Genomic DNA, 21,437 nt, shown 5'->3' with positions numbered 1-21,437 from the left:
AGTAACGGTTAGCGAGGCGGCATTCTACACGAGCAGTAGCGACAAGTTAAGCGCCCGGGCGAATTTTTCTCCGGGCGCCATCGTCACCGCGCCAGCGCTTGTGAATCCTGGTTCATGAGCCCGGGCCCAGGAGTCAGGGCTTGTGCGCCAGCGCCAGGTACTCCTGAGACTGCATCTCCTGAAGCCTTGAGAGCGTTCGCTCGAACTCGAAAGCGAGCTTGCCATCGGTGTAAAGCGACTCCACCGACACCTGGGCCGACATCAAAAGCTTCACTCCGCGGTCGTAGAACTCATCGACCATATTGATGAAACGCCGCGCCTGGTCTTCTGTTTTAGCGCTCATTTGGGGCACGTTCGACACCAGCACGGTGTGAAACTCCCGGGCGAGCTCGATGTAGTCGTTCTGGCTACGCGGGCCGTCACAAAGCTCGCGAAACTCGAACCAGGCGGTCCCTTCATAGAGCCGGCGTGTTTTGAGCACGCGGTGGTTGACCTCGAGCGGCGCGCCCTCCTCTCCGCTTTGACCGGCAATTTCCCTGAAGCTTCGCGCAAGCTCTTTTTCGGCGGCCTCGTCGCAGGGGGTATGAAAGATCTCGGCACGCTGTAGTGCGCGCAGGCGATAATCGACGCCGGAGTCGACGTTGACCACCTCGCAATGGCGGTTGAGCAGATCGATGGCGGGGAGAAAGCGCGCGCGCTGCAGGCCATCCTTGTAGAGATCATCCGGCACGATGTTGGAGGTCGCCACCAGTACGACGCCGCGCTTGAACAGCGCCTCCAGCAGGTTGGCCAGAATCATCGCATCGGTGATGTCCTTGACGAAGAACTCGTCAAAGCAGATCACTCGCGCTTCAGACGCGAACTTGCCGGCGATCAGCTCCAGCGGGTTCTTCTCGCCCTTGTAGTGATTGAGCTCGTTGTGCACCCGCTGCATGAAGCGGTGAAAGTGGGTGCGCATCTTCTCGGAAAACGGCAGCGCATCATAGAAGGTGTCGACCAGGTAGGTTTTGCCACGCCCCACGCCGCCCCAGAAGTAGAGCCCACTGACCCGCGGCATCGGCGCCTCATCCGGGGTTTTCTTCTTGCCGACGAACCCAGCCATGCGCGCCTTGAACCCCTTGTTGGCGACCACGGTCTTGGGCGTAGTCGAGGGGGTGGCCAACAGATCGTCGTAGAGGCGCTGCAGGTGCTCGACCGCTTTCTCCTGGGTGGCATCGTATTGAAAATCATCGCGCTCGAGATCACTTTTGTAGCGCGCCATGGGCGTGGACGGATGCGTGGCGGAAACCTTTGCCGAGGCGGCTTTCGATGACATTCAAACACTCTCCCGGTTTAAACCGCGGCCAGTCACGGAACTGCCGCAAGGCGGTGTAGTGGGCAAGCGCGATGCAACGCGCTGTAAATTCGGCTGATTATACGCACGATCACGCCTTGGCGCATCGGCGCATTGACCCACAAGGCCTACAGGCGCCTATAATGAAGTTTGCGTGAGCGCTGCGCTTGAACTGATCCAACCTGGTTTTAGGGAGAAAACTGTGGAAGCAAACTCACCCTTGTTATTCGTGCTCATCGGCCTGGTCATTGGCTTTTTGATCGGCCTTTTGTGCTATCGCCTCATGAGCAAAGGGGAACGCCATCGGGCATCACTGAAACAAACGCTTCTGGAGCGCGAGCATCAGATTGCCGAGCTGAAAAAGGCCCAGGGGCGCCATGTTGGCGAGGTTCGCCAATGCCTGGAGGCGATTCGACATCAGGCCGATGAGCTCGAGGACAAGCTCGACACCAACACCGAGCAGTGGGAGCTCGCCCACACTCCGGCCGCCCCCTTCGACGAGACCGTTCAGGCGAGCAAGACCACTGCCCCGCCCAAACCTGTAAAGCCCGCCGCACCGGCGCCGGCTGAAGCGACGTCAAAGACTCCGCAAACCTCAGAGACCCCGCCAACGCCGCGCGACTACGCCGACGGCAAGGGCGGTACGCTCTCCGAAGAGTACGGCCTCAAGGACTCCAGGGCCAAGGAACCCGCCGTGGATCAGCCGCCGCGTTATTGATGGACTGGCGCATCACCACCCAAAAAGCGAGGGCGTCGAGTCCTCGCTTTTTTCGTTTGAAGGCGCAAGAATCACGCCGGGTTATCGATATCCACGAAGCGGTGGGTCAGCCCGTACTCGTCGGCCAACCACTCACCGAGCGCCTGAACGCCGTAGCGCTCGGTGGCGTGATGGCCAGCGGCCAGATAGTGAATTCCCATCTCCCGAGCCAGGTGGGTGGTTCGCTCGGAGATCTCGCCGGAGACGAACGCCTGAGCCCCCGCATCAAACGCCTGAGTGATCATGTCCTGGGCGCCGCCGGTACACCAGGCGATGCGCTCGATACTCGCCACGTTGGGCGCTTCGATCACCGTGGGCGCACGCTCGAGTACGGCTTCGACGCTGGCTGCAAGCGTTTGAATCGACTGCGCCTCGGGTAGCCGACCGGCGTACAAAAGCCCCTCGCCCAGCTCGCCGTCGAGACACCCTTCCACCTTCCAACCCAGCCGCCGAGCGAGCTCGACGTTGTTGCCGAGATCCGCGTGGGCATCCAGCGGCAAATGATAGGCCAGCAGGTTGATGTCGTGATCGAGCAGCGTCTTGATGCGCCGGTACTTCATGCCGGTCAGCGCCACCGGCTCGTTTTTCCAGAAGTAGCCGTGATGCACCAGCACCGCGTCGGCCTGCCAGGCCACGGCCTCGTCGAGCAGTGCCTGGTTTGCGGTGACGCCGGTCATGAGGCGGGTGATGGACTCACGCCCCTGCACCTGAAGGCCGTTGACGGTGTAATCCTTGAAGCGCGAGGCGCGAAGCTGATGGTCGAGGGCACTGGCTAGCTGGTCGCGGTTAACCACGTCGTCTCCTTTTAGAGCTAAGCTACTGAGGAAGGTGGGCAAAAGTGTTACCCTAACGGTTATTGCAGAGCTTTATGTCGTTGCAGAATTTGATGTTGCTGCAAAACGTGATGTTGCTGCAAAACGTTATAGTGTAAAGCCCACGCCGCGTTACCGCGAACCGGCACGCGGCTCCCATCGAGACCCAGTGATCGCCAACGGCTGAGGATGTACCGCATGCACCGCTACGTGCTGCCCTATGTGTGGCCTATCGTGACCGGCGTCCTTTTAGCGGCGTTTTTACTCTTCGTTTTTCCGAATCATCTGCCCAACCCGTTTCGATCGACACCCGAGCCCGCGCCGCCGCAGGCGATGGTGCCGACCTCGCAGAATAGTATTGAGGCACCAGAGCGTCCGCGCCCGGAAATTCGCCAGGCCGCTCCGCTCGACCGCACCCAGGGCCCGGCAAGCTACGCCGACGCGGTGGACCAGGCCGCCCCGGCGGTGGTCAACATCTACTCGTCGCGCATCGTCGAGCGCGACCAGCACCCACTGATGTCCGACCCCTTCTTTCAACAGTTTTTCCGCGGCGATGACCCGACCGCGCACCAGCGCATGCTGTCGAGCCTGGGCTCCGGGGTGATCATTAGTCAGGACGGCTACGTACTGACCAACCACCACGTCATCAACGACGCCGACCAGATCCAGGTGGCGCTGCGCGACGGGCGCGAAACCCTGGCCGACGTGGTCGGCACCGACCCGGAAAGCGATCTGGCGGTACTGCGTATCGACCTGGACGATCTTCCGGTGATCGAGCTAAGCGACTCCCAGGAAGTCGCCGTGGGCGATGTGGCGCTGGCGATTGGCAATCCCTTCGGCGTGGGGCAGACGGTCACCATGGGCATCATCAGCGCCACCGGCCGCAGCCATCTGGGGCTCAACGCCTACGAGGACTTCATTCAAACCGACGCGGCGATCAACCCGGGCAACTCCGGCGGCGCGCTGGTCAACGCCGAAGGCGCCCTGGTCGGCATCAACACGGCGATTTTTTCACGCTCCGGCGGGTCTCAGGGCATCGGCTTCGCCATTCCGGCGAACCTGGCCCACAGCATTTTGAACGAGCTGGTGACGCGCGGTCGGGTCATCCGCGGGTGGCTGGGTATCGAGGCGCAGGCGCTGTCGCGGGAGCTGGCGGCATCGTTTGGGCTGCGCACCCCGCAGGGCGTCATCGTGGCAGGCGTGGTGAGCGGCGGCCCGGCGGCCCAGGCGGGCCTTCAGCCCGGCGATGTGCTGCTCTCCATCGACAACCAGGCCATTCTGGATGCCCGCGCGACCATGAGCGACATCGCCTCGATCGCACCGGGCACCACGCTTCCGCTCACCGTGGTACGCAACGGTGAGCGTATCGAATTAACGCTGGAAGTGGGCGAGCGCCCCACGCCGACCGAAATGACGCTCGACCGGCGCGCCGAGTCCTGAAAAAAAGGCAGCGCCAGGCGCTGCCAAAAATCTCAGGGTAGCCCTTACCGACGCTCAATCGCGAATACGGTATTCCGCCGAGCGGGCGTGGGCGGTAAGCGACTCGCCCCGGGCAAGCACGGACGCCGTTTTGCCAAGCGCCGAGGCGCCTTCGGCAGAGCAGTGGATGATCGACGAGCGCTTTTGGAAGTCGAACACGCCCAAAGGCGACGAGAACCGCGCGGTGCCCGAGGTGGGCAGCACGTGATTCGGCCCGGCGCAGTAGTCGCCCAGCGCCTCGGCGGTATAGCGGCCCATGAAGATCGCACCGGCGTGACGCACGTGCTCGGCAAGCCGCTCGGGCTCGGCCACCGACAGCTCCAGGTGTTCGGGGGCGACGCGATTGACCAGCGCCAGCGCATCTTCCTCGTTTTGGCACAAAATCAGCGCGCCGCGCCGAGCGAGCGACGCGCGCACGATCGCCTCGCGCTCGAGCGTAGGCAAAAGCCGCTCGATGGCGCGCTCGACGGCGTCGAGGTGCTCGGCGTCCCAGCTAACGAGAATCGCCTGGGCGTCCTCGTCGTGCTCGGCCTGGGAGAAGAGATCCATCGCCAGCCACTCCGGGTCGGTCTGCCCGTCCGAGACCACGAGAATTTCCGAGGGCCCGGCAATCATGTCGATGCCGACCTGACCAAACACCGCGCGCTTGGCGGTGGCCACGTAAATGTTGCCCGGCCCGACGATCTTGTCGACCCGCGGCACACTTTCGGTACCAAATGCGAGCGCCGCTACCGCTTGGGCGCCGCCGATGGTGAAGACGTAGTCCACCCCGGCCAGATGCGCCGCCGCGAGCACCAGCTCGTTGAGCACACCGTCCGGCGTCGGCACGACCATGACGATCTCGCCGACACCTGCCACATGGGCGGGAAGAGCGTTCATCAACACCGACGAGGGGTACGCCGCCTTGCCACCGGGCACGTAGATACCGGCGCGATCGAGCGGCGTCACCTTTTGCCCTAACACCGTGCCGTCCGGCTCTTCATACTGCCAGCCGCTGGGCTTTTGATGCTCGTGGTAGCGCCGAATGCGCTCGGCAGCGACGTTTAACGCCTCACGCTGATCCGAAGGCAGGCCATCGAAGGCGGCCTTGAGCCGCTCTGGCGCAAGGCAAAGCTCGGACATGCTGGCAACACTGAGGCGATCAAAGCGATTGGTCGCCTCGATCACCGCCTGATCGCCGCGCGCTTTGACATCGGCAAGAATGGCGCTCACCCGCGCCTGAACCTCTTCGTTGGAAACCCCCTCCCAATCGAGCAGCGCGTCGAGCCTTGCATCAAACGCGCCGTCGGCCGTGGAGAGCCGGTGGATCAAGGCCGCTTTATCACTCATCGAACACCTCTCAGGATTGGGCAGACGCTGCCTGGCGCTTTGAAACCGCGTCCTGCAGCCGTGAAAGCAAGGGTTTGATGCGATCGTGCTTCATGGTCATGGCAGCCTTGTTGACCACCAGCCGCGTGCTGATTTCGGCGATCAGCTCCCGCGGCTCCATACCATTGGCGCGTAGCGTGTTACCGGTGTCGACGATATCGACGATCTCATCGGCGAGGTTCATCAGCGGCGCAAGCTCCATGGCGCCATAAAGCTTGATCACCTCGGCCTGAATGCCCTGCTCGGCGTAGTAGCGCCGGGCCACGTTGACGAACTTGGTGGCGACCCGGCGACGCGCTTTCAAGGGCGCCTGCCCGGTGACACCGGCGGTCATCAGCTTGCATCGGGCAATGTCGAGATCGACAGGCTCGTAAAGGCCTTCGGCGCCGTGTTCGAGCAGCACGTCCTTGCCGGCGATCCCCAGATCTGCCGCACCGAGCTGGACGTAGGTAGGCACATCGGTGGCGCGAATGACGACCAGTTTGACATCGCTCAGGTTGGTATCGAATAACAGCTTGCGGCTTTTGCCGAGATCCTCCGCCGGCGTAATGCCGGCGTCGGCCAGAAGCGGCAGCGTCTCTTCCAGAATGCGCCCCTTGGAGAGCGCCAGAATCAGTTGCTTACTCATGGATTAGGCCAGTGGTTGGTCGCGTGGCTAGCCGGGAATGCGGCGAATCTTCGCCCCCAGCAACTGCATTTTTTCTTCGATACACTCGTAGCCGCGATCGATATGGTAGATGCGGTCTACCAACGTCTCGCCTTCGGCCATCATCGCCGCAATCACGAGAGAGGCCGAGGCGCGAAGGTCGGTGGCCATCACCGGCGCGCCAGAGAGCCGGTCTACCCCGGTGATCAGCGCCGCGTTGCCCTCGAGCGCGATGTTGGCGCCCATGCGGTTGAGCTCCTGAACGTGCATGAAGCGGTTTTCAAAGATGGTTTCCACCACCCGCGAGTGGCCTTCGGCCACGGCGTTCATGGCCACGAACTGCGCCTGCATGTCGGTGGGAAACGCTGGATAGGGCGCGGTGCGAATATTGACCGCTTTCGGGCGCTTGCCGTGCATGTCGAGCTCGATCCAGTCTTCGCCGCAGGTGATATCGGCCCCCGCCTCCTCGAGCTTGGCGAGCACCGCCTCCAGAATGTCGGCCCGCGTGCGCGTCACCTTCACCCGTCCGCCAGTCATCGCCGCCGCGACCAGAAACGTTCCGGTTTCGATGCGATCCGGCATGACGTCGTGCTCACAGCCGTGAAGCGACTCGACCCCTTCGATGACGATGGTGTCGGTGCCGTGCCCCTTGATGTTGGCGCCCATCTTGATCAGGCACTCGGCCAAATCCACCACTTCCGGCTCGCGGGCCGCGTTTTCCAGCACCGTTTTACCTTCGGCGAGCGTGGCCGCCATGAGCAGATTTTCGGTACCGGTGACGGTCACGGTATCGAAGTAGATGGTCGCGCCCTTGAGGCGGCCATCGACGCTTGCGCGAATGTAGCCGGCTTCGACGCGAATGGAGGCGCCCATTGCCTCCAGCCCGCGGATATGCAGATCCACCGGGCGCGAGCCGATCGCACAGCCGCCGGGCAACGACACATCGGCCTGGCCAAAGTGGGCAAGCAGCGGGCCGAGCACCAGAATCGAGGCGCGCATTTTCTTGACCAGCTCATACGGCGCGTGGCACTCGGTGACTTGGGAGCCGTCGAGCTGAATGCTCAAACGCTCGCCCATCACCGGCTCAACGCCCATGCGGCCCAGCAGTTCGAGGGTCGTGGTGATGTCCTGCAGGTGCGGCAGGTTGCCGATCACGACCGGCCCTTTCGATAGAAGGCTGGCGCAAAGAATGGGGAGTGCCGCGTTTTTCGCGCCGCTCGCCCACACTTCACCGTCGGCGCGGCCGTTGCCGGTAATCAGGAGTTTATCCATGCTCCGCCTCTTATTGGGCGTTTTCCGGCGCGGTTTGCCACTGCGCCGGAGTATAGGTTTTGATACTGATCGCGTGCAGCGCGCCGGAGGCGATTTCGTCGCTCAGTGCCTGATAGACAAGCTGCTGACGCTTGACCGGTGAAAGCCCTTCAAAGGCTTCCCCCACGGCAACCACCTGAAAGTTGCAACCTTCCCCCTGAATATGAAAGTCACATCCGTCGATGCGGGATTCAAGCAGCGCTTTTACCTCGTTGGGTTGCATGAGACAGAAAACTCCTCTGGGGACGTCGGTGAATTGAAAATCGGTCGTCGAAAACGGAGCCGACATCATAAAGAAAAGCGCCGCGCTTGGCGATGGGCGGGGATTAGTCGGTCAGCGCGTGGTGAGGATGAGCAACCAATTCGTCGAGCTCGGCCAGAACGGCGAGCCGCATCAAAGGCGCAGAAAGCGTAATTCGCTCGACATCGAGCCCGCGCTCGCGGCAGGTCCGAAGCCACTCGAGCAGCACGCTGATCGCCACGCTCGCGGCCACCTGTACGCCGGATAAATCGAAGGCGACCCGGGAGGTCGCCTCGTTTTCGAGCCACTGCGTGCCCGCAGCGGCCACTCGGGCCGCCACGTTCATGATCAAGTCGCCTTCAACCACGAGCACCTCGTTTGAATGGCCGAGAGTGACGCCGCCGTGCTGTAACAGCTGGCTCACGCATCGCCTCCGCGCTCGAGCTCGTCGACGCCCACTTCCGGTGCCCAGTTGCGAATGACCGCATCGTAGTCGCGATTTTGTTGGCGCATCGCCTGGTCGAACTGGTTGCGGAACGTCAGCCCCAGGTTGATGCCGTTAACGATGACGTTGACGACCTTCCATTCGCCGTTGGCAAGCCGCAAGCTGTAGCTGACCGGATAGACCTGGCCGTTGGTGGCGACGACTTCCATATCGACGCTGGCCTGGTCCTCGTAGCGCTGACCGCGCTGGTTGTCGAGTACGCGCAGGTCCTCATAGTCGTAGGTGACCAGGCCCTTGGCGTAGGTGTCGATCAGCGTTTGACGAAACACCTGGGCGAAACGGCTGCGCTGGTCCGGCGTAGCGTTCTGGAAGTAGCTGCCCATGACGCTTGCGCCGATGTAGCGAAAGTCCGCCACTTCGTCGAGGGTATCGTCGACGACGTCCTTGAGCTCGTTGATATTGCTGGCGTAGTAGTCCTTACGCCCTTCCAGGCGTGACATGAAACTTGTGACGTTGTCACGAATCATCGCCTCTGGCGACTGGCTTTGGGCGCTTGCGGTCAGCGGCAGAGCAAAGGCCACCGCCGCCAGCAGCGCGGTCAGCCAGTAACGGAGCGGGTGTTGGATCGCTTGCATGGCACTTACCTCTTTGTGAGTGTGGGTCTTGTGAGTGTCGATCTGGTGAATATTGACCTATCTATACGGTTCAGCCGCTAGCTGCCCGCCATGTTGGATACGAACTGTTGAATGAGCTCCTCGAGCACCAGCGCCGACTGGGTGTCGCGAATCACGCCGCCATCCTCGAGCATCTCGGGCGAACCGCCGACGCTAAGCCCGATGTACTGCTCGCCCAGAAGCCCTGCGGTCAAAATCGCCGCGGTCGAGTCCTGGGAGAGCTGGCCTTCCAGCTCGCTGTCCAGACTCAGCACGACGCGGGCGTCGTACCACTCGGTGTCGAGATCGATGGATTCGACCCGGCCAACGGTGACGCCGGCCATGGTCACACGGGCTCGGGGCTTTAGACCGCCGATATTGGAAAAGTTGGCTTGAAGCTGAAAGGTTTGCGTTGGCGCCGACAGCGACAGCCCGCTGACCCGAAGGCCCAGGAACACCAGCCCGACAATGCCCGCAAGCATGAACAAACCCACGCCGAACTCCATGGTTTTACTGCGTTTCATCAACGTGCTCCGCTATCAAAGGCCGCCGAACATCACGGCGGTAAGTACAAAATCGAGCCCCAACACCGCCAGAGACGAGTACACGACGGTGCGGGTAGTGGCGCGGGAAATCCCCTCGGAAGTAGGCACCAGGTCATACCCCTGGAACACCGCAATCCAGGTCACCACCAGGGCGAACACCAGACTCTTGATCATGCCGTTGCCTACATCGACGATGAAAGAGACGCTGGCCTGCATGTTGCTCCAATAGGAGCCCTCGAACACGCCCAGCCACTCGACACCGACAAGATAGCCGCCGTAAATGCCCACGACGCTGAATCCAACGGTCAAAATGGGCAGTGCAACGAACCCGGCCCAAAGTCTGGGCGCGACCACGCGCTTGAGCGGGTCGACCCCGATCATCTCCATGCTGGTGAGCTGCTCGGTCGCCTTCATCAGGCCGATTTCGGCGGTCAGTGCCGAGCCTGCGCGTCCGGCAAAGAGCAAGGCGGCTACGACCGGGGCCAACTCGCGCAGCAGTGACAGTGCCACCATTTGCCCCAGCGCCTGCTCGGCGCCGAAGTCGACCAGAATAGTATAGCCCTGCAGCGCCAGCACCATGCCGATAAAAAGCCCGGAGACGAGCACGATGGCCAGTGACAGCACGCCCACGAAGTGCATCTGACGAAGCCACAGCGAAAACCCTTCCCTGGAAGGAACGCCAATGCCTGCCTGGGCGAGAAACGCGCCGGCCCGGCCCAATGCTTCGACGGTTTCGCACGCCTTACGGCCGAACCGCGTGATGCGGTGGCTGGCTTGCGTTAGTAGTGACCGCATCATCCTGTCCTTTTGGGGTGCGTCTGGCCCAGCATATCGCTATAAAATCCCGGCGCCGGGTAGTGAAACGGCACCGGGCCGTCCGGCTCGCCGTGAACGAACTGGCTCACCCGCGGGTCGTCGCTGGTATCGAAGGTGGCCGGCGTGCCTTCGGACACGACCTGACCATCGGCGATCAGATAGAGGTAGTCGGCAATACTCAGCGTCTCCTTGATGTCGTGAGACACTACCACCGACGTCAAAGCGAGCGCTTCGTTGAGCCGCTTGATGAGCTGGACCAGCACGCCCATCGAGATCGGGTCCTGACCAACGAAAGGTTCGTCATAGAGCACCAGCTCCGGGTCGAGCGCAATGGCGCGAGCCAGCGCCACGCGCCGGGCCATACCGCCGGAGAGCTCGGCAGGGGTTAACTCGCGGGCGCCACGCAGCCCCACTGCCTGCAGTTTCATTAGCACCAGATCGCGAATCATGGCATCAGGGAGGTCCGTGTGTACTCTCAGCGGAAACGCGACGTTTTCGAATACGTTCAAATCCGAAAACAGCGCCCCGCTTTGAAACAGCATGCCCATTCGCTTTCGCAGCGTGAACAGCGCCTTGCGCGAAAGCCGGTGCACGTCCTGACCGTCGATCAGAATCCGTCCACGGTCCGGCGTGAGCTGCCCGCCCATGAGCTTTAAAAGCGTCGTTTTGCCCGTACCGCTTGGCCCCATGATGGCGGTGACCTGACCGCGCGGAATACGAAGGTTCACACCGCGGAAGATGTCGTGGTCACCGCGAGAGAAATGCAGATTTTCGATTTCGATGAAGGGCGCGGGAGTCATGGGTGGATAAACCCTCCTCTTGGGGCGGATAGCTGACCAACTAACCGCAAACGCAGGAACGCGGGCTCATCAGGACCGGCTTTCAAAAAAAACAGTGTTTTCGAATAGTAGCGAACATTGTACCTTAACGCCACCTGTCGCCGCCTTAACCAACGCGCAAATCCTTGACGCCAAAGGCGCTAACGCCTTGTTAAAAATGGCCGTACCAGTGCGCCAGCGCAAAATGCTATTCTAGAGCGCTGTCCCACGACATCTTTATTCAAGAGGCCCTCATGCCCGCGTTTCACGGCACCCCCGGCGCTTTACGCGAAAGCGCCCTGCGCACGCTTTCGATCGAGCAGGCCGCCATTGGCGAGCTCCAGGAGAAGCTGGACGAACATTTCGACCGGGCCTGCGCCCTGATTCTCGCCTGCCAGGGGCGCGTCGTAGTCACCGGCATGGGGAAATCCGGCCATATCGCCGGTAAACTCGCCGCCACGCTTGCCAGCACCGGTACGCCGGCGTTTTTCGTCCATCCGGGCGAGGCGAGCCACGGCGATCTGGGCATGATCACCCGCGCCGATGTGGTCATCGCACTGTCCAACTCCGGTGAAACCGCCGAGGTCACAGCGCTGCTGCCGTTATTAAAGCGTCTGGGTGTGCCCTTGATCAGCATGACCGGCCGGCCGGACTCTACGCTTGGCACTCACGCCGATGCGCATCTAAACAGCGGCGTTGCCCGCGAGGCGTGCCCGCTGGATCTCGCCCCGACCAGTTCGACCACCGCCGCCCTTGCACTGGGCGATGCGCTGGCGGTGGCGCTGCTGGAAGCGAGAGGCTTCACCGCCGAGGATTTCGCGCTATCGCATCCCGGCGGCAGTCTTGGCAAGCGCCTGCTTTTGCGCGTCAAGGACTTGATGCACAGCGGCGATCGCCTGCCGGCGGTGGCGCTTGGAAGCCCGCTACGCGATGCGCTGCTGGAAATCACCCGCCAGGGGCTGGGCTTTACCTGCGTGGTGGACGATCAGGGGCGTCTGGCCGGTGTCTATACCGACGGCGATCTGCGCCGCACCCTGGACGAGCATTTCGACCTTCGCGAAGTCAGCGTCGACGAGGTGATGACACGGCCCGGCAAGCGCGTGGGGCCCAACATGCTCGCCGCCGAAGCGGTACGCCTGATGGAAGATAGCCGTATCACGGCGCTGGCGGTCGTGGATGAACACGAGCGCCCGATCGGTGCCTTACACATGCACGACCTGCTCTCCAGCGGCGTGATTTGATCAACGTTTACCTTATTGATGATAACGGAGTCCCCATGGCCGTCCCCGACGCTCTCAACGACCGCCTTCGTAACGTTCGCCTGCTTGCCATCGACGTGGATGGCGTCATGACCGATGGACGCCTCTATTTCCAGGCCGACGGCATCGAGATCAAGGCGTTTCACACCCAGGATGGACACGGGCTCAAACTGCTCAAACGCGCCGGCTTTCACGTTGCGCTGATTACCGGCCGCGACTCTCCCATGGTCAGCCAGCGCGCCGCCGCCCTCGGCATTACCCACGTCCACCAGGGGGTCGAGGACAAGCTCGCCACGCTTAAAGCGCTCTGCTCGCGGCTATCACTGGATCTCGATCAGGTGGCCTACTGCGGTGACGATCTGCCGGATCTCAAGTGCATCAAGCGCGCAGGCGTCGGCATCACCGTCCCCAACGCCCCGGACTATATGCACACCCACGCCGACTGGATCACCGATGCGCTCGGCGGCCACGGTGCGGTGCGCGAAATTTGCGACACGCTGCTGATGACCCAGGGCCACTGGGACGCGGTGATGGATACCTATCTTTAACATGACTACCTATCTTTAACATGACTACCTGTCTATAACCTTGCGGTCGCGATGATCGCGCGCAAGACTCACCGGCTCTCCTCGACGAAAGCCGCCCTTGAACCGACCCCGAGGTGACACGATGCCGGGCTCGACGGCAAGACGGATCAAAAAACGCCTTTGGCTTCCCGCCCTGGTCATCGCCCTGGGCGCCTGGCTTGTGTGGCTGGACCCGGGCGGCCCGGCGACGGTCGCGGTCGACCCGGACGTACAGCGCGAAGAGCCCGGCCACGTGCTCGAGAATGCAGGGCTTACGCTTTTCAACGACACCGGCGGGGTCTCTCAGCGCCTCGATACGCCGCGGCTGGTGCATACGCCCCAGCGCGCGCTGACCGAAATCGAGGCGCCGCGGGCAACGCTTTACGACAGTGAGCAGCGTCAATGGCTTGCCAGCGCCGATCATGGCACGCTGCAAAACGAGCGCCAGACGCTGATCCTGGAAGGCAATGCCCGGCTGCTCGCCCCGGACGAGGGCTGGCAGCTCGATACCGAGCGCCTACACTACGAGGGTCTCGAGCGCCACGCCTATACCGAGGCGCCCGCACTTTTGCAGCAGCCGCCCCAACGTATGAGTGCCGAGCGCATGGACGTCTGGCTCGATGAAAGCCAGGTACGCCTGAGCGACAACGTGCGCGGCACGCATCCGCCGGTTCAAGCGCAACAAGCCGCCGACCCGACACCCCAGGACCCTACCGTTTCGGATTCCACCTTGCAGGAGTAGTTATGCACGCTTATTTACGAATCGCACTGCTGAGCCTGGCGCTGCCGCTGACCGCCCAGGCGCAAACCAGCCAGGCGCCCGTCGAAGTGGAAGCCGACCGGCTCGACCTCGACCAGCGTGCGGGCACCGCGGTCTATTCCGGCAACGTCAACATTCGCCAGGGCGAGATGCAGATTCGCGGCGACCGCGTCGAAATCACGCGCAACGATGCCGGCGAGCTCTCCCAGGCGACCGCCACCGGCGAGCGCGCCTATCTTCGCAACCAGCTCGAAAATGAGCCGGCGCCCATGGAGGGTTGGGCGCGACGCATCGTTTACCACGTCAGCGAGCGCCGGGTCGAGCTGATCGATCAGGCCGAGCTCACCCAGCGCAGCGACCGCTTTCGTGGCGGGCGGCTGGAGTATTTTATCGACCGCGAAGTGGTTCAGGCGCGCTCCGACGTCAGCGGTGGCGACAACCAGCGCATCCGCATGACGCTGCAGCCCGCGCAATAGGAGAGTCATCGTGTCGAGCACCCAACCTGAAGCGATCAAGACGCTTCACGCCCGCCACCTGGCCAAAAGCTACAAGCGTCGCCGGGTGGTCAAGGATATCAATCTGGAGATCACCCAGGGCAGCGTCGTGGGCCTGCTTGGCCCTAACGGGGCGGGCAAGACGACCTCGTTTTACATGATCGTGGGGCTGGTCAAGGCGGATGCCGGAAGCGTAGGTATCGACGAGCTGGATTTGACCCGGGCACCGATGCACGAGCGCGCCATCGCCGGCATCGGCTATCTGCCCCAGGAGGCATCGATCTTTAGAAAGCTCTCGGTGGCCGACAACATCATGGCCATTCTGGAGACGCGCAAGGAGCTGGACCGCCCTGCCCGCCAGGCGCGCCTGGAGCAGCTGCTGGAAGATTTTCACATCACCCACATTCGCGACAACCTGGGGATGAGCCTCTCCGGCGGCGAGCGCCGCCGCGTGGAAATCGCCCGGTCGCTGGCCACTGACCCGGCCTTCATCCTGCTCGACGAACCCTTCGCCGGGGTGGATCCAATTTCCGTCGGCGAGATCAAGTCGATCATCCTTGCGCTCAAGGCGCGCCATATCGGCGTGTTGATCACCGACCACAACGTCCGTGAAACGCTGGATATCTGCGACATCGCCTATATCGTCGGCGACGGCCATATCATCGCAAGCGGCGACGCCGACGCCATTCTTGGCGATCAAAAGGTGCGCGAGGTCTATCTGGGCGCAGATTTTCGCCTCTAACCCGGTGACAACCATAAAGTTCCGGGTAGTGGCATATTTATTGCACTTGCGTCGAACCCCGTCTCGCTCTAGTGTGGAGCTTTACGAGTAACGAGTGGTTCTTCGATGGTCATGAAAGCTTCTCTACAGCTGCGCGTCGGTACGCAGCTGACCATGACACCGCAGCTGCAGCAGGCGATCGCCCTGCTGCAGCTCTCGACGTTGGACCTGCGCCAGGAGATCCAGCAGGCGCTCGACGCCAACCCGCTTTTAGAGCAGGAAGACGAATTCGGCGAAGAGACAACCCAGGAGACGCCAGAAACCGAGTGGGAAGAGAGCATCCCCCAGGAGCTTGCCACCGACAGCGAATGGTCCGACACCTACCAGGACATGGCCGCCGGTGGCAGCGGCGAAGGCCCGGATTTCGAGCGCCAGGCCGCTGGCCAAAGCCTTCAGGGGCATCTGTTGTGGCAGTTGGCGATGACGGATACCAGCCCACGAGACCATGCCATTGCCGAAAGCCTGATCGACGCGCTGGATGCCAACGGCTACCTGACCCAGCCGCTTAACGACATTCGCGAAGGCCTCAAGGCCCAGGGCCTGGACGGCCTGAGCCAGCGGGAGGTGGAAAACGTGCTGCTGCGCGTGCAGCAGTTCGAGCCCACCGGCGTGTTCGCCCGCGATCTGCGCGAGTGTCTGCTGCTACAGCTGGCAGCGCTTGCCGACAATACCCCGCTGCTGATGCAGGCCCGGCGCCTGGTGCGTCAGTTTCTGGAAGCGCTGGGCAAGAACGACCTGCGCCTGTTGAAACGCCGCCTCAGCCTCGATGACGAGCAGCTCGACGACGTCGTCCGGCTGATTCGAAGCCTCGACCCGCGCCCGGGCAGCGCCTTTGGTGCCACCAACCAAAGCTACATCACCCCGGATCTGGTGGTCCGTCACGACCAGGAAGGCTGGCATCTCGAGCTCAATCCGGAGGCGCTGCCCAAGCTTCGCGTTCAGCCGGACTACGCCAGCCTCATCAAGCGCGCCGACAAGAGCCAGGACAATCAGTTCTTGAAAGAACACCTGCAGGAGGCGCGCTGGCTGATCAAGAGCCTGTCGAGTCGAAACGACACCCTTTTGCGCGTTGGCCGCGAAATCATCGCTCGCCAGATCGGTTTTCTGGAGCGCGGCGAAGAAGCGATGAAACCGTTGATTCTCGCCGACATCGCCGAAGCGGTGGAGATGCACGAGTCGACGATCTCGCGGGTCACGACGCAAAAATATATTCACACGCCCCGCGGCGTATTCGAGCTCAAGTACTTTTTCTCGAGCCAGGTGAGCGGTCAGGACGGCGGCGACAGCCACTCCAGCACCGCGATCCGCGCCCGGCTCAAAAAACTGATTCAAGACGAAACGCCAGGCAAGCCGCTATCGGACAGCCATTTGGTCACGCTACTTGAGGCCAACGGCATCAACGTGGCCAGGCGCACCGTGGCCAAATACCGCGAAGCGATGGGCATTCCCTCCTCCAGTGAGCGGCGCCGTTTACGTTAAACGGGAAACTTGCCGGCAGGGCTTTGCAATGGCGGAAAAAGGGTTACAATCGAAGGACAGTCCTGGATTAGGAGTACGTCGATGCAAGTGAACATTACCGGTCATCACCTGGAACTGACAGACGCCCTGCGTGACTACGTCAACGAGAAACTCGAGCGTATCGAACGCCACTACGACAACATCACCACCGTGCAGGTGACGCTGTCGATCGAAAAGGAGCGTCAGCAGGCCGCCTGCACGCTGCATGCTTCGGGCGCCGACGTACACGCCGAAGCCGAGGACAATGATATGTATGCCGCCATCGACGCCCTGGCCGACAAGCTCGACCGCCAACTGGTAAAACACAAGGAAAAAGCACAGGCCCGCGCCCAGGGCGCTGGCGTGCGTTAATTCGATGACCCTGGAAACCATACTCCCCCCGGAGCGCGTGCTGTTCGACGTCCCCGGGGGCAGCAAAAAACGGGTGCTGGAGTTCTTCAGCACGTTCATCGCTCAAAACACACCGAGCCTGGATAGTCAGGAAGTCTTCAGCCGGCTGGTCGGTCGTGAGCGCCTTGGCAGTACCGGCATCGGCAATGGGGTCGCGATTCCCCACGCCCGAAGTCCGCACTGCAGCGCGCCGATCGCCGGCTTTCTAAAGCTCGCCGAACCCGTCGACTTCGACGCCATCGATGGCGATCCAGTGGATCTGGTGTTCGTGCTGCTGGTACCGGAAGAGGCGGACGACACGCATCTGGCGCTTTTGGGCCAGGTCGCCACCATCATGAACGACGCCACGACCCGCGCGCAGTTTCGAAAGTGTGAAAGCCAGCGCGAGCTTTTAGAGCTGGTCACCGCCCGCATTCGCGAGCAGGCGCAGGGGTAAGCCCACCACCTTCGCTTTTCCCGGCCTTTCAATCGCAATCGCGCTTACGTACAGGCGTGTGCCGATAAGAGCGCTCACTGACCGAAGAGAGACACGATGCAACTTGTGATCATCAGCGGCCGCTCCGGGTCGGGGAAGTCCATTGCGCTTCAGGCGCTGGAAGATTTGGGCTACTACGCCATCGACAACCTGCCGGCAATGCTTTTGGGCTCGCTGGTCGAAGAGCTTGGCCAGCACGGTGAGCGCACGCACCTGGCGGTGAGCATCGATGCACGCAATCTGCCCACCGCGCTTGAACGCTTCCCTGCGCTGCTCAAGGACATCAAAAACGGCAGCACCCGCGTTCAGGTCATTTATCTGACCACCGACGCGCGCACGCTGCTTGAGCGCTACTCCGCCACTCGTCGGCGCCATCCGCTCACCCGCGACAGCGACATGACGCTGGAAGAGGCGATTTCCCAGGAGGAGCAGACGCTGTTCGGCATTCGCGAGCTGGCGGATCTGATGATCGACACTTCGCGGCTCACGGTGCACGATCTGCGCCGACGCATCACCGACCAGCTGGGGCACCAGCGCCAAAGCCAGCTTACGCTCACGCTCGAGTCCTTCGGCTACAAGCGTGGCGTGCCGCTGGACGCCGATATCGTCTTCGACATTCGCTGCCTGCCCAACCCCTACTGGGACCCGACGCTACGCCCCCACACCGGTCGCGACGACGCGATCGTCGGTTTTCTGGAGAGCTACCCGGTGGTCGGTGATATGCGCCAGGACATTCTCGATTGGCTCGAGAAGTGGCTGCCCGCCTATCAGAATAGCCAGCGTAGCTACATGACCGTTGCGATTGGCTGCACCGGCGGCCAGCACCGCTCGGTCTACATGGTCGACCGGCTGGCGCAGGATCTGCTCGCCTCGCGCGGGGGTGTTCAAGTTCGCCACCGGGAGCTGGGCCTTCACTTTAGCCTCGACGCCACGAGCGGCTCAAACGCTGTTGACGACCGATCAACGGCGTAACGCAGGGGCCGGGATCAGCACCACCATAAGCAACGAGCGGAAAACAGGGAAACAGGTGCCAGAAAGACGTTTGACACTGACCAATCAGCGCGGCCTGCATGCCCGCGCCGCCACCAAACTCGTAACCTGCGCGCAGCGTTTCGAGGCGAGCGTGCACGTCTACCGGCAGACCCAGAAAGCCGATGCCGCCAATATCATGTCACTTTTGATGCTGGCCGCACCCTGCGGCACCGAGCTCGTTGTAGAGGCCACGGGCGACGATGCCGAGGCGGCGCTGGACGCCCTACAGGCGCTGTTCGAGGCGCGCTTCGACGAGGACGCCTGATCCCCGTCCAGGGCGCTACGCCTTTTCATCGATCGGTTCTCAGCGGCCGATGCTCATCTATCGGGCCCCATCATGCAGCTCATTCAGACCGGCAAGTACTCCCGGGTCTATTTCGACCCGGCCCGCGATCATTTCATCAAAACCTTTCATCCCAAGGCCTTCGACCGGCTGCGCTATCTAACGCGCATTCGCCCCTACCCTGGGCACAACTTCGCCCTGGTCGCCGGGCGCCTGGAGGCGCTCGGTATCGCCACGCCGCGCATCGTCGAGGCTCGCCCTTACCGGCTGGTCACCGACAACGTCCACGGTGAGCCGCTCAGGGCCCACATTCTCGACTCCCCAAATCTACAGGAGCAGTATCTGGACGCGCTGGCCGCTTTCGATCACGAGGGCATTCACTGTCGCGGCCTGCACACCGAGAATTTTCTGGTCCATGAGGGCCGCATGGTGGCCATCGACCTCGACGCTTACAAGCTGCCGCGCTGGCGGCGCTACCCACGCCGGGAGTATCTGGACTGCCTGAGTCGCTCGCTCGCCGGGCCCGAGTACTTTTTGTTCGAGCGTCTGCTCGAGCGCCTGAACCTGGACGCCCAGTACCGCCCCAAAAGCTAATTTGAAAAACGCTACCCATAAAAAAACCCGCGACGCAGTTCGAGCCGTCGCGGGCTATCGTACGTGTTGCGCGTTTAGTCGCCGGCGACGGTCATGGCGTCGACCAGCCAGCTTCCCGTGTGGATACTGCCCCGGGTATCGATGTCGTCGCCCAGCGCCTGGAGGCCCTTGAACATCGTCATCAGATTACCCGCGATGGTGAACTCCTCGACCGGATACTGGATCTGGCCGTTCTCGACCCAAAAACCCGCAGCGCCGCGGGAGTAGTCGCCGGTTACGCTGTTCACGCCCTGGCCCATCAGTTCGGTCACCAGCACGCCGCGCCCCATGCGCGCCAGCAGTGACTCCAGGCTTTCCTGCGGCGCTTCGAGGCGGATGTTGCGTGCCCCGCCCGCATTGCCGGTCGTGGTCATGCCAAGGCGCCGGGCGCTGTAGGACGAGAGCATATAGCTTGCGATGCGCCCATCTTCGATAAAGCGATTGTGGCGCGTCTGCACGCCTTCACCGTCGAAGGGCGAGCTTGCCATGGCGCCGACTTCCAGCGGGCGCTCCTCGAGGTTGAACCACTCGGGAAACAGCGGCTCGCCCAGCTTGTCGCACAAAAAAGAGGCCTCGCGGTAGAGCGCGCCGCCGGCCAGCGCTCCCATGAGATGCCCCACCAGCCCGGATGCCAGAGACGGGTCGAACAGCACCGGGAACGTGCCGGTCGGCGGGCGTTTGGCGCCCAGCCGGCGCAGGGTACGCCTGGCCGCTTCGCGCCCCACGCTTTGTGGGTCTCTCAGCGCCCGCGGGTCGCGGGCGCTGGTGTAATCAAAATCGCGCTGCATGCCCTGCTCATCCTGGGCGATCAGCATGCAGGAGAGCGAGTGACTGCTGCCCTTTTGCGTGCCTACGAAACCGTGGCTATTGGCGTACACCCGCACACCCTCGCCGCTTGAAAGCGAGGCGCCTTCGGACTGATGAATGCCGGCCACCTCGCTCCCGGCGCGCTCGCAGGCAAGCGCGAGCTCCGTGGCGCGCTCGGTATCCAGCGCCCAGGGGTGATGCACGTCGAGATCAGGCAGGTGGGTGGCCATCAGGGAGGCCTCGGCGAGTCCGGCCGCCGGGTCCTCACCGGTATAGCGCGCAATCGACAGCGCCTTCTCGACTGCCGCCTTGATCGAGGCGGAACTCGCGTCACTGGAGGACGCGCTGCCCTTGCGGCTGCCCACGTAAAGCGTCACCGCGATGCCTTGATCCCGGGAAAGCTCGACGGTTTCGACCTCACCCAGGCGTACGCTCACCGACAGTCCCTGGTCGACGCTGGCGCCTACCTCGGCCTGGTCGGCGCCCAGCTTTTTGGCCAGCGCCAGCGCCTCTTCGGCCCGCGCGACGAGCTCCTGCTGCTGCGCGGCCGCGTCGAATGCCTGTGCCATAACGTTCTCCTTATCGCCGCTGTCGCGGGCGGATCAATGTAAGGGTCGCAGCTGATATACTAGCCGGCGACAAATCTATCAAGTGAGTGACGTATGCCTAAAAAACGCCCTGCGGTCGAGTCTTTCGATGAGCTCGACGACGCCCCGGAGCGGCCCAGCAAATCCCAGCTCAAGCGCGAAATGCACGAGCTGCAGGCGCTGGGCGAAACGCTGATTGCGATGAGGCCCGCCGAGCGCGCGCGCTTTCCGCTCTCCGACGACATGCTCGCCGCCATCGATGAAACCTCCCGCATTCGCTCCCATGAAGGTCGCCGGCGCCACATGCAGTACGTAGGCAAGCTGGTGCGCAAGGAGGATCTGAACGCGATTCAGGCGGTGTTCGACGCCATTGAAGCGGAGAAGAACCAGCGCGATCACGCCTTTCACCGCCTCGAAAAGTGGCGCGACCGGCTGATCGACGAAGGCGATCCAGCGGTCGATGCGTTCATGGCGGAGCACCCCACCGCGGATCGCCAGGCCATTCGCCAGCTCGTTCGCAACGCTCAAAAGGAGCGTGAGCAGGAAAAGCCGCCGGCCAGCGCCCGCAAGCTTTTCAAACACCTTCGCGAAACGCTCGTTCTCTAATCCTCTTTCACCGCCAGGCGCG

General features: G+C 62.5%; 26 protein-coding genes. 14 read left to right on the top strand and 12 right to left on the bottom strand.

The annotated features are described in order from the left end of the window. Positions 1–133: 133 nt before the first annotated feature. Positions 134–1,315 carry a cell division protein ZapE gene (gene zapE / locus RN346_RS07210; RefSeq protein ID WP_311962573.1) on the bottom strand — a complete coding sequence of 394 codons (1,182 nt, stop codon included), beginning with the start codon at positions 1,313–1,315 and terminating at the stop codon, positions 134–136. Between the two features lie 220 nt (positions 1,316–1,535). Here zapE and RN346_RS07205 point away from each other — a divergent pair, with 220 nt between their 5' ends. After that, on the top strand, positions 1,536–2,051 hold the full coding sequence (locus RN346_RS07205) for a ZapG family protein (RefSeq protein ID WP_311962572.1): 516 nt from the start codon (positions 1,536–1,538) through the stop codon (positions 2,049–2,051). Between the two features lie 71 nt (positions 2,052–2,122). Here RN346_RS07205 and RN346_RS07200 read toward each other — a convergent pair whose 3' ends face one another. Continuing rightward, positions 2,123–2,884 (bottom strand): Nif3-like dinuclear metal center hexameric protein, encoded by a 762-nt coding sequence (locus RN346_RS07200; protein ID WP_311960683.1) that lies wholly within the window; start codon positions 2,882–2,884, stop codon positions 2,123–2,125. Positions 2,885–3,100: 216 nt separating this feature from the next. Here RN346_RS07200 and RN346_RS07195 point away from each other — a divergent pair, with 216 nt between their 5' ends. Continuing rightward, on the top strand, positions 3,101–4,342 hold the full coding sequence (locus RN346_RS07195; protein WP_311960682.1) for a Do family serine endopeptidase: 1,242 nt from the start codon (positions 3,101–3,103) through the stop codon (positions 4,340–4,342). A 54-nt stretch (positions 4,343–4,396) separates the two neighbouring features. On the opposite strand, the gene hisD is transcribed toward RN346_RS07195, so the two are convergent. The 9 genes from hisD to RN346_RS07150 form a co-directional block, all read right to left on the bottom strand. Next, a complete protein-coding gene (hisD, locus tag RN346_RS07190; protein ID WP_263584302.1) occupies positions 4,397–5,710 on the bottom strand; it encodes a histidinol dehydrogenase in 1,314 nt (437 codons plus the stop codon). A gap of 10 nt (positions 5,711–5,720) precedes the next feature. Next, on the bottom strand, positions 5,721–6,377 hold the full coding sequence (hisG, locus tag RN346_RS07185) for an ATP phosphoribosyltransferase (RefSeq protein WP_252107526.1): 657 nt from the start codon (positions 6,375–6,377) through the stop codon (positions 5,721–5,723). A 27-nt stretch (positions 6,378–6,404) separates the two neighbouring features. Beyond that, entirely contained in the window at positions 6,405–7,667 is a 1,263-nt protein-coding gene (murA, locus tag RN346_RS07180) for a UDP-N-acetylglucosamine 1-carboxyvinyltransferase (protein ID WP_263584304.1), read from the bottom strand. 10 nt (positions 7,668–7,677) lie between these two features. After that, positions 7,678–7,929 (bottom strand): BolA family protein, encoded by a 252-nt coding sequence (locus tag RN346_RS07175; protein ID WP_263584305.1) that lies wholly within the window; start codon positions 7,927–7,929, stop codon positions 7,678–7,680. A 103-nt stretch (positions 7,930–8,032) separates the two neighbouring features. Further along, positions 8,033–8,371, bottom strand: coding sequence for an STAS domain-containing protein (locus RN346_RS07170; RefSeq protein ID WP_311962571.1), 339 nt, complete (start codon positions 8,369–8,371; stop codon positions 8,033–8,035). Beyond that, positions 8,368–9,027 (bottom strand): phospholipid-binding protein MlaC, encoded by a 660-nt coding sequence (locus RN346_RS07165; protein WP_263584307.1) that lies wholly within the window; start codon positions 9,025–9,027, stop codon positions 8,368–8,370. Before RN346_RS07165 ends, RN346_RS07170 begins: the two co-directional genes overlap by 4 nt. 77 nt (positions 9,028–9,104) lie before the next feature. Then, positions 9,105–9,569 (bottom strand): outer membrane lipid asymmetry maintenance protein MlaD, encoded by a 465-nt coding sequence (gene mlaD, locus RN346_RS07160; protein WP_263584308.1) that lies wholly within the window; start codon positions 9,567–9,569, stop codon positions 9,105–9,107. A 15-nt stretch (positions 9,570–9,584) separates the two neighbouring features. Then, positions 9,585–10,385: a lipid asymmetry maintenance ABC transporter permease subunit MlaE gene (gene mlaE / locus RN346_RS07155; protein WP_311960679.1), complete on the bottom strand. Its 801-nt coding sequence runs from the start codon at positions 10,383–10,385 to the stop codon at positions 9,585–9,587. Then, complete coding sequence (locus RN346_RS07150; RefSeq protein ID WP_263584310.1) at positions 10,385–11,206, bottom strand: ABC transporter ATP-binding protein; 822 nt, start codon at positions 11,204–11,206, stop codon at positions 10,385–10,387. The genes mlaE and RN346_RS07150 overlap by 1 nt, the downstream gene beginning before the upstream one ends. A gap of 272 nt (positions 11,207–11,478) precedes the next feature. On the opposite strand from RN346_RS07150, the gene RN346_RS07145 reads away from it, so the two are divergent. The 11 genes from RN346_RS07145 (at position 11,479) to RN346_RS07095 (ending at position 19,376) form a co-directional block, all read left to right on the top strand. Further along, complete coding sequence (locus RN346_RS07145) at positions 11,479–12,465, top strand: KpsF/GutQ family sugar-phosphate isomerase (RefSeq protein WP_311960678.1); 987 nt, start codon at positions 11,479–11,481, stop codon at positions 12,463–12,465. Positions 12,466–12,500: 35 nt separating this feature from the next. Beyond that, entirely contained in the window at positions 12,501–13,031 is a 531-nt protein-coding gene (locus tag RN346_RS07140; protein WP_263584312.1) for an HAD family hydrolase, read from the top strand. A 121-nt stretch (positions 13,032–13,152) separates the two neighbouring features. After that, complete coding sequence (gene lptC, locus RN346_RS07135; protein ID WP_311960677.1) at positions 13,153–13,791, top strand: LPS export ABC transporter periplasmic protein LptC; 639 nt, start codon at positions 13,153–13,155, stop codon at positions 13,789–13,791. Positions 13,792–13,793: 2 nt separating this feature from the next. Next, entirely contained in the window at positions 13,794–14,285 is a 492-nt protein-coding gene (lptA, locus tag RN346_RS07130; RefSeq protein WP_263584314.1) for a lipopolysaccharide transport periplasmic protein LptA, read from the top strand. A gap of 34 nt (positions 14,286–14,319) precedes the next feature. After that, positions 14,320–15,045 (top strand): LPS export ABC transporter ATP-binding protein, encoded by a 726-nt coding sequence (gene lptB / locus RN346_RS07125; protein ID WP_263587325.1) that lies wholly within the window; start codon positions 14,320–14,322, stop codon positions 15,043–15,045. Positions 15,046–15,150: 105 nt separating this feature from the next. Continuing rightward, positions 15,151–16,563 (top strand): RNA polymerase factor sigma-54, encoded by a 1,413-nt coding sequence (locus tag RN346_RS07120; RefSeq protein ID WP_311962570.1) that lies wholly within the window; start codon positions 15,151–15,153, stop codon positions 16,561–16,563. Between the two features lie 81 nt (positions 16,564–16,644). Continuing rightward, entirely contained in the window at positions 16,645–16,953 is a 309-nt protein-coding gene (hpf, locus tag RN346_RS07115) for a ribosome hibernation-promoting factor, HPF/YfiA family (protein ID WP_263584316.1), read from the top strand. Positions 16,954–16,957: 4 nt separating this feature from the next. Then, positions 16,958–17,428 carry a PTS sugar transporter subunit IIA gene (locus tag RN346_RS07110; RefSeq protein WP_263584317.1) on the top strand — a complete coding sequence of 157 codons (471 nt, stop codon included), beginning with the start codon at positions 16,958–16,960 and terminating at the stop codon, positions 17,426–17,428. A gap of 96 nt (positions 17,429–17,524) precedes the next feature. Beyond that, positions 17,525–18,439 (top strand): RNase adapter RapZ, encoded by a 915-nt coding sequence (gene rapZ, locus RN346_RS07105; protein WP_311962569.1) that lies wholly within the window; start codon positions 17,525–17,527, stop codon positions 18,437–18,439. A 55-nt stretch (positions 18,440–18,494) separates the two neighbouring features. Next, positions 18,495–18,764 (top strand): HPr family phosphocarrier protein, encoded by a 270-nt coding sequence (locus tag RN346_RS07100; RefSeq protein WP_263584319.1) that lies wholly within the window; start codon positions 18,495–18,497, stop codon positions 18,762–18,764. A 72-nt stretch (positions 18,765–18,836) separates the two neighbouring features. After that, positions 18,837–19,376, top strand: a complete 540-nt coding sequence (locus RN346_RS07095; RefSeq protein ID WP_311962568.1) for a hypothetical protein — start codon at positions 18,837–18,839, stop codon at positions 19,374–19,376. Positions 19,377–19,450: 74 nt separating this feature from the next. Here the strand turns inward: RN346_RS07095 and pmbA are convergent, their stop codons facing one another. Continuing rightward, on the bottom strand, positions 19,451–20,791 hold the full coding sequence (pmbA, locus tag RN346_RS07090) for a metalloprotease PmbA (RefSeq protein ID WP_263584321.1): 1,341 nt from the start codon (positions 20,789–20,791) through the stop codon (positions 19,451–19,453). Positions 20,792–20,884: 93 nt separating this feature from the next. On the opposite strand from pmbA, the gene yjgA reads away from it, so the two are divergent. Next, a complete protein-coding gene (gene yjgA / locus RN346_RS07085; RefSeq protein WP_263584322.1) occupies positions 20,885–21,415 on the top strand; it encodes a ribosome biogenesis factor YjgA in 531 nt (176 codons plus the stop codon). The last annotated feature ends 22 nt before the right edge of the window (positions 21,416–21,437 follow it).

The organism is Halomonas sp. PAMB 3232 (genome assembly GCF_031954225.1).
GTDB lineage: Bacteria > Pseudomonadota > Gammaproteobacteria > Pseudomonadales > Halomonadaceae > Vreelandella.
Note: the sequence above shows the minus strand (reverse complement) of the source record. Positions and strands in the feature narration are given on the sequence as shown.